Below are 15,356 nucleotides of genomic sequence, written 5' to 3' on the forward strand. Positions count from 1 at the left end.
AGCCTCCGAAAGTCACCCAGGCGTGCCGCAAAATCGTAGCCAGTACTTTAAGCTTGCCAGAACCGCGCCCCTGTCGTCATTGCATACATCGATCGCAAGTGAAACGCCCGTTGCATCGTCGGCCAAAAGTTGGTGCGTGCTTCATAGAAAGCCATAGGTTAAGATAGCCAACGGTTACCTCGGGTGCGCCGGTCGGTATCGAAAGAAATACTGGAGCTGCAAAACTATGCTGGATGATCTCGATCGACGCCTCATCGCCGCACTTCAAAAGAACAATCGATTATCGTTTGCAGAGCTAGCGGAGATCGTTGGTTCTTCAGCAGCCTCGTGCATGCGGCGCGTCAATAAGCTCAGGGCGGACGGTGTGATAATTGCCGACATTGCGCTGGTGGACCCAAAAGCTCTCGGGAAATCCCTGACTGTTGTTGTTAACGTGGAGCTGGACCGGGAGCGCCTGGATCTTGTCGACGAGTTCAAGCGAGCCATGCGTGCCGCAAAAGAAGTAACCCAATGTTACATGGTCACGGGGGATGCAGACTTCGTCCTGATCGTGGCAGTGGAAGACGTCGAAGCGTTCGACGTGTTCGTGAAGACAAAGCTCTATACCAACCCAAACGTGCGCAAGTTTAGAAGCATGATCACCCTCGACCGTGTGAAGTTCGAACCTCGCATTCTGGTCTAAGGCCTATTCAACCTGATTATTTTCGCCAGTGGACGGTGTTTTTTGATGCACCTATTGCGCTTGTGGTCTCGATTTGATCGGGCATGCGCATAGTTTGATGCGATGAATAAGTACGTCTGGCGTTTGCCAGATTGTACGAACAAGCGGCCTCAGTTCTCTTGTTCTTCATGCAGACACTAGAAGTTTCAGATCAAACGGGATCTTAGAGCGACCGAATAATAGCAACGAGCTTGTGCGTGGGAAGTACATGAAGTCCCTTGAGGGCGGCATGAAGGCAGACGCGCGCAATAACCTTGGCGTAGCCACGTTTAGAGGAAGAAAACATGACAGTTGCCACGACGAAGCCGATGGCGAGAGTCCCGGAACTCGAACCTAGCCATAAGGATGCGCGCCGTTATCCACAGGGTGTCGCCTTCATGGACGGACAGTATCTCCCAATGTCGGAGGCGAAGGTTTCGGTTCTTGACTGGGGCTTCCTGCATTCGGACGCTACCTACGATACCGTACACGTCTGGGAGGGGCGCTTCTTTAGGCTGAATCTTCATCTTGATCGCTTCTTCAGGGGAATGGAGCGTCTCCGGATGAAGCTGCCCTACGACCGTCAAGAGGTCGAACGAATTCTTTCTAACTGCGTCGCTCTCTCTGGACACAAATCGGCCTATGTCGAGATGATCTGCACGCGCGGCGGTTCACCGACATTTAGCCGCGACCCGCGTGACGCTGAGAACCGGTTCATTGCCTTTGCTGTGCCTTTCGGCTCGGTTGCCAACAAAGAACAGTTGGAGCGAGGTTTGCACGTTGGCATTAGCGAAACCGTTCGAATCCCGCCAACGTCAGTGGATCCGACCATCAAGAATTACCACTGGCTTGACCTGGTGAAAGGTCTTTTCGACGCATACGATGCTGGCGCCGAAACTGCGCTTGTTATGGACACTAACGGCAATATCGCCGAAGGCCCGGGCTTTAATGTTTTCACTATCAAGAACGGTCAGTTGAAGACTCCAGCCTTCGGAGTTCTTCCAGGGATTACGCGGCAGACCGTTTTCGAACTGTGCAAAGAAGTCGGGCTAACGGTCGCTGCTGCGGACCTATCGCGTGATGAACTGAACGAAGCGGACGAGGTATTCATCACCTCGACCGCAGGGGGTATCATGCCGGTGACGCGCGTCGATGGTCGCTCCATCGCAAACGGCAAAGTCGGCATCGTGACGCGCCAACTGACGGATCTGTACTGGAAGAAGCATTCGGACAATGCTTGGTCGACCGCTGTGAACTATGAGTGACTAGGTAAGCGCTGGCTTCGATCCGACGGCTCCCACTTTGAGGAGCCGTCATTTTTTGGCTGAAAACTCCCAGGATACATCGATGACCCAAGCCTTTCTTGCGCATCTCAGACAGGAGCTGGCGGACCTTAAGTCCGCCGGCCTCTACAAATCGGAACGGATTATCACTTCACGTCAGTCTTCAGAGATCGAGGTTGCCGACGGTAGCACTGTACTGAATTTCTGCGCCAACAACTATCTCGGTCTCGCGGATAACGAAGAGATCGCTGACGCGGCCAAGAAGGCGATTGACCGCTATGGCTACGGTATGGCCTCGGTGCGCTTCATCTGCGGCACGCAGGAAGAGCACAAGCAGCTCGAAGCGCGGATTTCCAGTTTTCTGGGTATGGCAGACACCATCCTTTATTCCTCCTGCTTTGATGCCAATGGCGGCCTGTTCGAGACGCTTCTTGGCGAAGAAGACGCAATCATCTCCGACGCGCTGAACCATGCCTCGATCATCGATGGCGTGCGGCTCTCCAAGGCAAAACGCTTCCGCTACGCCAACGACGACATGGCGGCGCTTGAGGAGGAACTTAGGAAGGCGGAAGGCGCGCGGTTCAAGTTGATTGCAACTGATGGCGTATTCTCGATGGACGGCATCATCGCAAATCTCAAGGGCGTTTGCGACCTCGCCGACAAGTACGATGCGATGGTCATGGTGGACGATAGCCACGCCGTTGGTTTCGTCGGTGAGCATGGGCGCGGCTCTGCCGAATATTGCGGCGTGGAGGGCAGGGTAGACATTATCACCGGCACGCTCGGCAAGGCGCTCGGTGGCGCCTCCGGCGGCTATACATCAGGCGCTACAGAAGTGATCGACTGGCTGCGCCAGCGCTCTCGGCCCTATCTCTTCTCGAACACGCTGGCGCCGGTGATTGCCAGTGCCTCACTAAAGGTATTCGACATCGTCGAGCACGGCAGTGGTTTGCGCCAAAAGCTTTACGTTAACGCAGAGCATTTTCGGTCGAAAATGAGAAAGGCCGGCTTCAGTCTTGCGGGCGCGGACCACCCCATCATTCCGGTGATGTTAGGGGACGCCTTCCTGGCCCAGCGTATGGCCGAGCAAATGCTGTCGCGTGGAATTTATGTTGTCGGATTTTGCTTTCCGGTTGTGCCGAAGGGGCAAGCACGTATCCGCACTCAAATGTCGGCGGCTCATTCATTTGCCGATGTCGATAGCGCAGTCGAGAAGTTTGTGGAGGTCGGGAAAGAATTGGGCGTCATTCCATAGCTATATCGGCACCAAGTGGCAGGTTTATTAAAAAATCCTGGCAGTTCAGATGAGTTCTTGTTGGGAAAAGATCGGGCTGCAGGGTCGTCTCAAGCCACGGTCACGCGACAACCTATCCGTGGCAATGAGCAGCATTCTTACGCATCCGATTAAGAAGCGCCGCAGCCGAGCAGGGTGTTCGATCATGAATTAGCCCCCGAAAGGCCCGGACATGCTCCCCCACTTAGCTAAGTGGGCAGGAGTAATGTTGGTAATATGACTAGCAGCAATATTAAGATGGAAGTTCTCTCCGGGCCGGAAAGTCGGCGGCGCTGGAGCACGGCAGAGAAGCTGGCGATCATCCACGAGACCTATGAGGCGGACGCGACGGTGAGCATCGTCGCGCGTCGGCACGGCATCCAGCCGAACCAGTTGTTCGCCTGGCGCAAGCTGGCGTCCCAAGGGGCACTCACGGCGACGGCCGCCGAAGAGGAGGTCGTTCCGGCTTCGGAATACCGGGCGCTTCAGGCCCAGGTGAAGGAGTTGCAACGCCTGTTGGGCAAGAAGACGATGGAGAGCGAAATCCTGAAGGAAGCCCTCGAAATCGCCGGTGGCCCAAAAAACATCTGTTGCGCTCGCTCTCTCTTCCGAGGGGGATTTTGGAATGAAGACCGTCTGCGAAACTTTAGGTGTCGCCCGGTCGAATATCGCTGCGCGTGCCACAGCTCCCTTTTCCAGAGCCAGAGGACGCCCACCACTCCCGGATCGGGAACTGGTGGAGGATATCAAGGCATCATCGCCGACCTGCCCACCTACGGGTATCGGCGTGTCCATGCCATCCTGCGCCGCAACGCAAGACGGGCGTTCGTGGCCCAATGCCAAGCGCGTTTACCGGGTCATGAAGCTGCACAATCTGCTGTTGGTGCGCCACACAGGAGCGGTCGATGATCGCCTCCATGACGGTCAGGTCCCTGTCGAACGTTCGAACATCAGATGGTGCTCCGACGGCTTCGAGATCGGCTGCGACAACAAGGAGAAGGTCCGGGTCGCCTTCGGCCTCGACTGCTGCGACCGTGAGGCAATCGCCCATGTCGCCACAACCAAGGGCATTAAGAGCCAGGACGTGCAGGACCTCGTGATCACCGCCGTGGAGAACCGCTTCGGCCGCATCAACATGATGTCCAAACCCATCGAATGGCTCACCGACAACGGCTCCTGCTTCATCGCCAAGGACACCGCGTCCTTGCTCCGCGACATCGGCATGGAACCGTGCACGACGCCGGTGCGCAGCCCGCATGCCGAGGCCTTCCGTCAAAACCTTCAAGCGCGATTACGTCGCGGTGAACCCCACGCCGGATGCCGAAACCGTCATGGCGCAACTGCCGTTCTGGTTCGAGCATTACAATAATCTTCACCCGCACAGCGCCTTAGGATATCAATCGCCGCGCGAGTTCATCAGCTCGCAATCTCCAACATGAGGTAATCGCGGTGCGATCTCCTCAGGCCATTTTCTCAGTTGATTCTGGCAGGGGTGGTTGCCCCCGATAAAATGGCAATACGGGCTCTCGATTGGAAGCGAGCCCAAACATCGTTCATTAGGGGCAACCATGAACCAGTATATCGGGCTCGACATATATTTGAAAGACACAGCGATCTCAATCCGCCAAGACGGCAAGCGCATCTGGCGCGGGAAGTGCCCTTCGGATCCCGAGCTTCTGGCGAGGATCATCCGCATGCACGCGCCGCATGCAAGACGCGTTGTCTTCGAGACTGGGCCGTTGTCGACGTGGTTCTATCCCTGACGGCCGAGAGGATGCCGGCGATCTGCATCGAGGCTCGACATGCGCAAAAAGTTTTGAACGAGACGCTCAACAAGACCGATGCGAATGATGCGGACGGGTTGGCGCAACTGGCGGAAGCCGGCTTCTACAAGGTCGTCCGGGTCAAGGCATTCGACAGCATGCTGACGCGCACGCTGGTTGGGGCACGCAATCAGCTCCTGAGCATCTCGGTCCAACTCAGCAACCAGATTCGCGGCTTGATGAAGACGTTTGGTCTCATCGTCCCCAAGGGAACTGGCCGCGTGTTCGACGGTTATGTGAAGACACTGTTGGGTGGTAATGACGGCTTGGGGCGGATCATATTGCCCCTGCTCGATGCCTGGCGCGACATACGCAGACGTGCGGCCGAGCTTGACCGTCGGCTACTCGCGACGGCGCGGGAGGTCAGGCTGTGAAGCGTCTGATGACGGTTCCGGGCATAGGCGCTGTTACGGCCGTCTCCTACGTTGCGGCGATTGAAGACCCGGATCACTTCAGAACATGCGCCTCCGGTTGGGCACCTTTGCCAAGCGGTGTCTGCTCCGCGGCGCGATTGCGTCGGAGAGCGCCGGGACTGCGGCACGTCCAATTCCGCGTACCATACCACGATGCTCGGCAAGGTTCGGGTGCAGGTCGTAAATCTCTGATCTTGTGTGTGAAGGACATGGGCTGGCACGTGCAGGACGGGGGTTCATTCAGGCCGATATCCAACATCGCGGGCGAGGCGGACGCCGTTGACTTGTGGCGTACGTTCGTGGTCTGCGTCTGGCGGCCTCCCGAAGTTTCTCTCAACAGCTGACTGCGTTTCAAATCACAGCGCTTCGCGTCATCCACATTTCAGGCGTCGCCGGGGTTTGGCGTAAATTGCTCTCTCACATACATTATTCTTCAATGGTCGTTAGGACGGGATCTAATCGGCGATCAACAGTGTGTGAAGAATTGACGTTCAACCGTGCAATATTCTCGAAGAGAGAACCCTACCGCATAGGATGGTAACGAGGGCTACAAACCCTCAGCCAAACGTCGACACGAAGGAGGAATGTTAAATGGCAATGCCAAAAGGGCCGCAGGCGTTCCCGCGGAGTGAATACTTGCGGCGACTGTCCGCGGTTAAGGCGGAGATGAAGCGACGCGGAGTTGATGCTCTGGTGGTCAAATCAACCGCGAACATCACTTATCTGTCCGGCTACACGTCCAAGACCGGCTCGACACCGCAAGCTCTTATTGTTGATGCCAGAGACGAAGAGCCGAGCTTCATCGCCTGCCGCAAAGATGCCCCAGCGGCGATCCATCAGACGTTTATCCGTCGCGATCGCATTTTTGGTTATCCCGAAGCTCTTCTTGCCGATCCAGAGAAGGATGGCTGGGATGCAGTGATAGATCTCATCTTGGAAAGTGGCTTGGGACGGAAATGCATCGGCATCGAGGCTAGGCTGTTTCCCACCCAAACGCTCGAGAAATTCAAGACAAGGGCGTTGGAGGCGAAGATCGTAGATGTTGGCAAGAGTGTCGACTGGATTAAAGGCATAAAGTCGGAGCTTGAAATTGCCTACATGCGTGAATCCGCAGCCATAACTGATGCAGGGATGCTGCGTGCGAAAGAAGTAATTCGTCCGGGCGTAACGGAGGCCGACGCTGCAGCAGAGATCATCGCGACACTTATACGTGGCGCGAATGGCAAGGCGGGCACGGATGTGGCCGGCTTCTTCCTGTGCGCAGCGCCGAGAACCTCTACCTGCCATATTCGATGGGCCGAGGACGTCTTCCGGCAAGGCTCCCAAGTCAACCTTTGTTTCGGTGGGGTTCGTCATGGCTACGTATCGCCTCTGATGCGCACGTTCTCGATCGGCAAACCCTCCGACCAACTTCGGCGCCTTCATGATGCGGAGGTCGCTGGCCTGGAGGCAGCACTTGCCGTCATCAAACCAGGTGCAACATGCAGCGATGTCGCGGCCGCTTCCAATACCACGCTTCGGAAATACGGTTTCGAAAAGGAATCGCGATGTGGCTACGCCGTGGGAATTGAATGGGTAGAGCCGACTGCCAGTATCAAGGAGGGCGATTCGACCATCTTGAAGCCGAATATGACTTTCGATCTGATGCTCGGCAATTGGATCGGCGAAGATCTCGGCTGCGTGATCAGTGAGACTTTCCGGGTCACCGAAACCGGGGTTGAAACGTTCAGCTGTCTCCCGCGGGAGATTTTCGAAATCTAGTCACGGTCTCAACTGCTTTCGCTTTGGCGTCCACAATCTCCGCCACGCTAAAGCCGCGCCTCTTTGCCACATATTGGAGTTGTCGACACACGGAGCGACACTTTGCTGCGGGAAAAAGCACGGCCTCATCGGAGTTTTTCGGCGAGGCCGTGCATCGAGGCGGTCTGGACAACATTGGGGTCTCCTTCCCTGCTTCTTTACCGGGGCGCGCCAACAGCCGGCAGCGGGTAGTATCAAGCGTCCACTCTTCACAGCGCAGGCTCGTACAGTGTCTCCAAGAGCTGCTGGCCAAACTATTTTATGCGCAAACCTGGAGCCCAGTATCCTCGGTTGAGTGGCGAAAGGACGCACCCATTTCAAACCGCGCTCGTATTTGCGTCCTCACATCCCAGCTGCTGACTCATTTTGATGCAAAGTATCCTTCCCCCGATGGTACGACTTACCAAGTGCTATCTTCGAACAAGAGTTTTGCTCCCCCTGGAACGAATGCAGAAGGTACGCATGCCCAGATCTGAGTCGAACATGAAGGTGCACGACTGTGAGCGAGCCCAAGAATAGCGGTATGGATTTTTCTATTGAGGAGTATAGGACACGTCTTCAACGCACGCAGGAGGGGATGGCTAAGCATGATCTCCCCGTGTTGCTGCTGCATCAGCCTGAAAACATTCAATATCTGACAGGTCTCGACATTGGGATCGGTTTTTTCTCATATCACGCCGTAGCGGTTCCGAGTCACGGCGACCCTGTGCTGGTGATGCGCGATGCGGAACTCCCGGCGGCTCACGTCACGTCTTGGGTCAGGAGCCATACGAGCTATGCAGATCATCCCCTCGAACCGATACGAGCTTCCATCGACGCAGCACGAAGAGCCCTCGAAGGCCTCGGCGTGGCAGGTGGGCGTGTTGGCGTGGATGAACACTCATGGTTCTTAACCCAAGAACGCTCGAAGATGTTGCAGGCGCTGCTGCCGAATGCAACTTTTGTCGCAGAGCCGCGCATCGTTGACCATCTGCGCCTGATCAAATCGCCGCGGGAAATAGATTACCTCCGCGGCGCTTCTCGATGCGTTGAAGCAGCCATTTCCGCTGGCATCGAGATCGTCAAGCCTGGCATCACGGAGCGACAACTCGCTGGCACCGTGTTCGGCGCATTGGTGAACGCAGGCGGGGAATTGCCGCTTAGCGGTGTCATCACCTCCGGCAATCGAACAAATCTCTTACACGGATGCTATGGCGACCGGCGACTGGAGCGTGGCGACACTGTCAATTTTGAGCTCAGCGGGATCCATCACAATTACTGCGCACGTTTGATGCGTACCGCCATTGTTGGTCAGCTCAGCGCTGAGCAGCAGCGTACCGCTGAGACGATCAGCCGGGTCCAAGACGAGGCCATCGCGCTGATGCGGCCGGGCACACCGGCCAGCGTGATCGACCGAGCATGCCGCGAACCGCTGCAAGCAATGGGTCTGCAAAAAGCTTTTACGAACCGTTCCGGTTATTCGCTTGGTCTCAACTACCGCCCCTCAGCCGGCGAATTTATTCGCGAGTTCTTGCCGGGCGTGGAATGGCTCCTTGAGGCGGGAATGGTGTTTGATATGCGAATATTGGGAGGTGGGATGGGCTTCAGCGACGTCGTGCTCGTGACAGAGCGAGGCCCGGAACGCCTAACCAGCATGGAGCGCAAGCTCTTCTCGTGCATTTGAGACTAGTAGGCCTCTGTTCGAGGAGGCTGACATTGTCTTTAAGGTGTATTGCTCCATAGGCGCTTTTCTGGATACGCCAACCTCCCTTGCTGCAATACGGACCAGCGCAACGGCGTCGCGGGGCTTCAAGAGTTTGTTAGACGGTTGGCCTTGGAAGCCGCGCCTTGTTCCGCGAAGTCAAATGGGCCATGGCGGTCACCTGTTCGCCTTCCTCGACGCCAGGTTGGCGTCGAGGAACCCGGACTGCCAGTTTCGGGAAGTAGTCCAGCTTTTCGATCGATAGTTGCTTCCCCTTTTTGCGCTGCGTCGGCGAAGGGAATATCGATGCAGGGAAAGCGCGGCTTCTATGGATCATCTGCTGAAAGAGTTGTCCTCCCAAGGCGATCCGCTCGATATGAGTACAGCCAACATAATGGAGTGATCCGATCCGACCCACGTCCGCAGCATGGACGCATCTATGATGAGGTTCAAAGCGGGTACATCGATCGCATTTGCGTCGATGACTTTCGCTATCTCGGCCCATGCGGGCTAAGCGTCCTCGCCACGAAGGCGCTGAAAAGTGGCGACGGTCCCGCGTTACCCTGGCTGCAACCGAACAGTACAAGCCATTCACGCGCCGGCCGCGGGAAGAGCTACGAAAGCGCTAGCTGTGCAGCGAATAATTTTCGCTTTGGCGAGGGCATTAGTCTCGACGGCATCGTGACTGACAACCTATCTGCGGACGCGGCGAACAGGTGGCTCCTCGTCCAAAGTAATTGTCAACGGGGTCACCATTAGAACTTACTTCGATAAAGGCGGACCGCGATCGCGGCAACGCCGGCCCGCAGGCTGCTCAGCAGCATATTCTTGAAAGATGCGAGATCTTCCCCATACCATTAACATGGGCCGCGGCACGGACGGGTTCGGATTCGCCTCGGCAAGCGGCTAATGCATCTCGGCCGTGAGCCGAGCCGCGATATCGTCGCCGTTGACGATGAGATGGTGCTATCTCCACACTATCAGAGCGCCGCGTTGTCAGCCCCGCCAAATACTGCTGCCGCCTCCGCGGTCCTTCCTATGATGCCGAAGCCGTACTCCGTATAAACCTATCGCCATCGCCAGACCGAACACGCGCTGTTCTGGCACCCGCCCATCAACTTTGCCTCGGCTCCTAGCGCGGCAGACCTCCAACGTGTGGCGCCAGATGGCGCGACGGCGAGGATTAGCGATGCATTTCAAACAAACACCTTTTTTTGAAGCGACCGTTTCGGCGCTCGACGCATTTTGGCGCAACACGCATATCGTGATGCATTATCAATAACAACGGACAGACAGTTCCTTGGTCTGTGGGTTACTGGACACCAAACAAAAAAAGGGGAACTAAGGTGAATTGGTCATTGAAAACTCTCACGGCGATTGCCTCGTTTGCATTTGCGTCGTTCTCGGTCAATCTCTCGGCCCATGCTGGCGAAGTACTTAACCGCGTCCTTGCCAAGAAGACGCTGACAGTGGCGACAAGCGCCAACTGGCACCCCGCCTCATTTATGAATGACAAAGGTCAACTCGACGGCTTCGATATCGAAGTTGCCAAAGGCGTCGCAAAGTACATGGGTGTGGAGGCTCAATTTGTGACGCCCGGCTGGGATATCATAACTTCAGGAAAATGGGAGGGCCGTTGGGACCTTACCATGGGTCAGATGACGCCGACCGCGCCGCGCGCCAAGCTATTCGATTTTGCAGCGGTATACATCTACGGCAACACAGTTGCCGTCGTTCACAAGGATAGCAAGGCAAGCAAGCCTTCTGATCTTGATGGCAAGGTGATCGGTGTCTCTGCAGGTTCTTCAGAGGAATCTTATCTTAAACAGACGCTCGAATTGTACAACGCACCGCCGGTAAAGTACGAATTCACGCCGGGCGAGGTGAAGAGCTACGCATCGGCTGGTTATGCGGATGATCTCCGCCTGGGCGATGGCGTTCGCATTGACGGGCTTCTTACTGAGGAGTTGGATGCGAAAGGAATGATCAAGGCCGGTTACCCATTTAAAATTATCGGTGGGTCGCTCGTATCCGCGCCGGCTGTGATCGCCGTGCTTCATGGTGACAAGGAATTCAGCGACAAAGTTGCGGCGGCCATCAAGAGCATGAGGGAAGACGGCACGCTCTCCAAGCTGTCGATCAAATGGTACGGCTCGGACCAAACCGTCCTAAAGTAGCACTGCAGCGGCCCAGGTCAGTCTGGGCCGCGTCCGGGAGGAATTCTCATGCTTTATCAAGATACTGTAGAATCAGAGGTGTTAGTTCACAAGCCCTGGTTTGTGGCCTCGATCTTCGCGCTTGTGCTCGCGTTGTTTCTTACGATCAATCTCACGGGCACCGTAATGGGTGAGGTTATGCGCCCGGTCATAGGCGATCCACTGGAGAGTGGATTCTATGGGCGATTCGCGATCGCTTTTGTGATTGCAGTTATGTTCTGCCTCAATCTAGTTCTAATCGGCTTTGGGCCGTTGATAGTGCAAATCGTCGTCGTATGGCTCGAATTGCTTGTTCTCTTCATCGGTTTTTTCAATTTATTCAATCTCAGTCTGCCTTTTATCTGGGATAATCTTCCGCTCCTGATTTCGCAGGGGGTATTTACGACACTATACGTGTCAGCGATCTCCCTTCTGTTCGCATCAATGATTGCTATCGTGGCCGCGATCGCTAAGCTGTCAACAAACGGATTTGCATACGGGATCGCCAGTTTCTATACGTCCTTCTTTCGTGGCCTGCCGCTTCTGATGCAGATCTACCTCGTCTATCTCGGTTTGCCGCAACTTGGAATTGTGATCGATGCTGTTCCTTCGGGAATTTTGGCGCTGTCACTTTGCATTGGCGCCTATATGACGGAGATCTTCCGCTCCGGTATTGCTAGCATCGATCGAGGCCAGTGGGAAGCTTCCCGGTCCATGGGGTTCGGCTTTGGCCTCACCATGCGTAGAATCGTTCTGCCGCAGGCGTTGCCCGTCATCATTCCGCCGACGGGGAATATGTTTATCGGAATGCTGAAGGACAGCTCGCTCGTTTCGGTGCTGGGAGTGTGGGAGTTGACTTTCCTTGCTCGAACGATCGGCCAACCAACCTTCCATCACATGGAAATGCTAATTGCTGCGGCAATTATTTATTGGATTCTGTCCGTTTGTCTGGAAATGATTCAAGGCAGGATCGAGCGTCACTATGCGAGGAGCAAGGTGCGATGACCGCGAGCAAGATACATCAATTGAAAAATGTCCCCTCTCAGCGCGAGCCTACGGACGCAGCCGACATGTTGCACCTGCAGCCAACTTCGTTTCAAGGACCATCAGGCAAGAAGCAGGTAACGATGACTTCGGACAAAATCATTGAGGCGACCCATGTCTCCAAGTGGTACGGCACCTTCAGAGCGTTAACAGATGTCAATCTCACCGTCCGCAAGGGCGAACGCATCGTCATCTGCGGCCCCTCCGGATCGGGTAAGTCGACGCTGATCCGCTGCTTCAACCGGCTCGAAGCGCATCAGGAAGGTGAGATCACTGTCAATGGGATCAGATTGCACAACAAGATGCGCAACGTGACTGAAGTTCGCAAGAACGTCGGCATGGTATTTCAGCATTTCAATCTCTTCCCGCACATGACCGTGCTGATGAACTGTATGGCTGGTCCGATGTGGATCAAGGACGTGCCAGAAGCCGAGGCCAAGAAGACCGCCCTACAATTCCTCGAGCGTGTGCGCATTCCCGAACAGGCGAACAAATACCCCGTGCAACTTTCCGGCGGGCAACAGCAACGCGTTGCCATTGCTCGCTCGCTCTGCATGGAGCCGGCCGTCATGCTGTTCGACGAGCCCACCTCGGCGCTGGACCCGGAAATGGTGTCGGAAGTGCTGGAAACCATGACAAGCCTTGCCCGCGACGGAATGACCATGGTCTGCGTCACCCACGAAATGGGCTTTGCTCGCGCCGTCGCAGACCGCGTCATCTTCATGGATGCAGGCCGCATCGTCGAAGAAGCCGCTCCCAAAGACTTCTTTACCAAACCCCAGCACGACAGAACAAAGCTTTTCCTGGGCCAAATCTTGCAGCACTGAGTGGCTCGGCGACGTCAACGATGGTTCCAGGGGGCCATGCCCCTTGAAGCCATAGCTAGGCGCGCCCTAGTAAGTGAGTTCGGTGCCCTTTTTTGCTGCGGCAACTGCGGGCGAAGGAACAACCGGGAAATCGCGGCGCTAATCGCCTTGAGACCGTTTTCGTAAGGTGATTGCTTGTGGGGTGGTTTCAGGGAGCGCAAGGTTTTCAATAACAGGAGTAAAATAATGGCTATTAGCAAGGGCCCTCAGGTCTTCCCGAGGACGGAATTCCTACGTCGGCTTACCGCCGTGAAATCGGAGATGGTTCGGCGGGACATCGAAGCGCTTGTAGTGTTCAACGTACACAACATCACCTATCTCACAGGGTATACTACGCCATCAGGCTACGTGCCTGATGGACTGGTGGTGTTGATTCACGAAGAAGAACCCATTTTCATTCTGCGCCAAATGGATGCTCCTGCAGCAATTCATCAGACGTTTATGAGCCGTGACAGCATCCTCGCATATCCGGAAGCGTTAATCGGTACTCCCGAAAAAAATGGCTATGATGCGATTATCGATTTTCTACACGAAAAAGGTTTGGGAAACCGCGGCGTAGGTTTTGAACTCGGGGACTTGCGCTTCCACGCGGTAACGAAGTTCCGGACGCGCCTCCCGAACGCTAAGCTTGAGGATTGTACCAACCTCGTAACGTGGATTCGGATCATTAAGTCGGACCTCGAGATCGCTATCATGCGCGAGGCTGCCGCCATCTCGGACGCCGCGATGCAGCGGGCAGCCGAAGTTATACGTGCTGGTGAACGCGAAGCCGATGTGGCCGCTGAGATTGAGGCGACGCTTGCACGGGGCGCAAATGGAAAGCCAGGTACAAATATCGCCTCAAACGCCATTTGCTCTTCTCCACGAACAGGAACAGCGCACATCCGATGGAGCGAGGACGTATTTCGGGAAGGGTCGCAGATCAATATCGAACTTGCCGGTATTCGGCATGGTTACACTGTTCCGCTTATGCGTACCTTCTCAATTGGTGAACCCTCGGAACGTCTCAACCGTGTTCACGTTGCGCACCTTGCCGGACTAGATGCTGCGCTTGAAACAATTCGCCCTGGGAAGACCTGTAGCGATGTCGCAAATGCTTTTCACCGAACTTATGAAAAGCATGGCTTTAAAAAGGAGTCGCGTTGTGGCTATGCCATCGGGATTGGTTGGATAGAACCGACTGCAAGCTTTCAGAGCGGGGACATGACCGAGTTGAAGCCGAACATGACCTTTCATCTTATGCTGGGTAACTGGTTCGACGAGGACTTTGGCTACATGTTCAGCGAGTCAATCCGCGTTACGGAGTCGGGAGTCGAAGTGTTGACCAACACACCACGCAGGGTAATCACTCTTTGACCGTACAGTTCCGAACAGACCGCATGGTACCTTACAGTGGACAAGGTGTTCAGGGTCCTCCAGCGTCATCTTGTTACCAGATTCAGTCGATCACGGGGGTGTATGCTCCCGTGTCAAACCGGACGTTATCCGAAAACCATCTCAAAGCAATAAAGCTTTTTTGACACCGAGGAGCCAACCCATGTCTTCGCAAAGCACCGTTCTTGGAATACTTGAGCTGGATGAAGGCCTGTCGACTGATGATCCAACTTATGTTCCGCGTGAAGGCTCCCTCTTCCACCCGGCGACCTTTGACCGACCTATCATCACAGAAATGGTGGATGGTGCGTTTGCTGAAGTAGTCATTCGGGGTGACGCTTCGCTTGAAGGCGCTTGTGTGGCAGCAGCCCAGCGCCTGGTCGATCGAGGTGCCGGCGTGATTACCGCTGACTGCGGCTTTATGGTTCGTCACCAAGCAGCGATCTCTACAGCGGTCAATGTGCCGGTCGTGACCTCAAGCCTGCTTTTTGTTCCTGCTCTGCTGCGACAGTTAGCTCCAGCGAAAAAGCTCGCGGTAATAACGGCTGACTCGCGGCATTTCAGTGAAGACCTGTTGGGTATACAACACCCCGGCGACCGGAGGCGTGTAGTCATCGGAGGGATTGAAGATGGCGTATACGTGCGCAACGCTCTAGCCCGCCCATTCGTGCGAACTGACGTTGATCAGATCGAACGGGAGGTTGGCGGCTGCATCGCACGACTCCGCGTCGAGCACCCCGAGATTGCGTTGATACTCTTCGAGTGCACCGGTTTTCCGGTTGTCACAAACGCCCTTCGGCGCAAGACAGGGTTGCCGATCTATGATATCACGGACCTTTGTAGACTAACCCTTTCGACGGCTGGCATTCGCGTTTGACGTGTAAGGCCGACGAAACGCTGCGGG

General features: G+C 55.5%; 10 protein-coding genes and 2 pseudogenes. All 12 read left to right on the forward strand.

Annotated features, from left to right (window positions below; all coding sequences use genetic code 11):
* Positions 1–226: 226 nt before the first annotated feature.
* The gene (locus ATC00_RS13355) at positions 227–682 is read left to right on the forward strand and encodes an Lrp/AsnC family transcriptional regulator (RefSeq protein ID WP_064253163.1); all 456 of its coding nucleotides are present in this window, start codon (positions 227–229) and stop codon (positions 680–682) included.
* A gap of 323 nt (positions 683–1,005) precedes the next feature.
* Entirely contained in the window at positions 1,006–1,965 is a 960-nt protein-coding gene (locus ATC00_RS13360; protein ID WP_082912319.1) for an aminotransferase class IV, read from the forward strand.
* 82 nt (positions 1,966–2,047) lie between these two features.
* Positions 2,048–3,238 (forward strand): glycine C-acetyltransferase, encoded by a 1,191-nt coding sequence (locus ATC00_RS13365; protein ID WP_064253164.1) that lies wholly within the window; start codon positions 2,048–2,050, stop codon positions 3,236–3,238.
* Between the two features lie 255 nt (positions 3,239–3,493).
* Positions 3,494–4,695: pseudogene (locus tag ATC00_RS13375) on the forward strand (IS3 family transposase).
* Between the two features lie 129 nt (positions 4,696–4,824).
* Positions 4,825–5,548 (forward strand): annotated as a pseudogene (locus ATC00_RS13380) (IS110 family transposase); the annotation flags it as partial.
* Positions 5,549–6,083: 535 nt separating this feature from the next.
* Positions 6,084–7,253, forward strand: a complete 1,170-nt coding sequence (locus ATC00_RS13385; protein WP_064253165.1) for a M24 family metallopeptidase — start codon at positions 6,084–6,086, stop codon at positions 7,251–7,253.
* Positions 7,254–7,815: 562 nt separating this feature from the next.
* Entirely contained in the window at positions 7,816–8,955 is a 1,140-nt protein-coding gene (locus tag ATC00_RS13390) for a M24 family metallopeptidase (RefSeq protein WP_064253166.1), read from the forward strand.
* A 1,364-nt stretch (positions 8,956–10,319) separates the two neighbouring features.
* Positions 10,320–11,150, forward strand: coding sequence for a transporter substrate-binding domain-containing protein (locus tag ATC00_RS13395; RefSeq protein ID WP_064253167.1), 831 nt, complete (start codon positions 10,320–10,322; stop codon positions 11,148–11,150).
* 48 nt (positions 11,151–11,198) lie between these two features.
* The gene (locus ATC00_RS13400) at positions 11,199–12,173 is read left to right on the forward strand and encodes an amino acid ABC transporter permease (protein WP_064253168.1); all 975 of its coding nucleotides are present in this window, start codon (positions 11,199–11,201) and stop codon (positions 12,171–12,173) included.
* A gap of 122 nt (positions 12,174–12,295) precedes the next feature.
* On the forward strand, positions 12,296–13,039 hold the full coding sequence (locus ATC00_RS13405; protein ID WP_064253169.1) for an amino acid ABC transporter ATP-binding protein: 744 nt from the start codon (positions 12,296–12,298) through the stop codon (positions 13,037–13,039).
* Between the two features lie 225 nt (positions 13,040–13,264).
* Positions 13,265–14,434, forward strand: a complete 1,170-nt coding sequence (locus ATC00_RS13410; protein WP_064253170.1) for a M24 family metallopeptidase — start codon at positions 13,265–13,267, stop codon at positions 14,432–14,434.
* A 181-nt stretch (positions 14,435–14,615) separates the two neighbouring features.
* Positions 14,616–15,329, forward strand: a complete 714-nt coding sequence (locus tag ATC00_RS13415) for an aspartate/glutamate racemase family protein (protein ID WP_064253171.1) — start codon at positions 14,616–14,618, stop codon at positions 15,327–15,329.
* Positions 15,330–15,356: the final 27 nt, after the last annotated feature.

The sequence above is a fragment of the Sinorhizobium americanum genome (genome assembly GCF_001651855.1).
In the GTDB taxonomy this organism is placed as follows: domain Bacteria; phylum Pseudomonadota; class Alphaproteobacteria; order Rhizobiales; family Rhizobiaceae; genus Sinorhizobium; species Sinorhizobium americanum.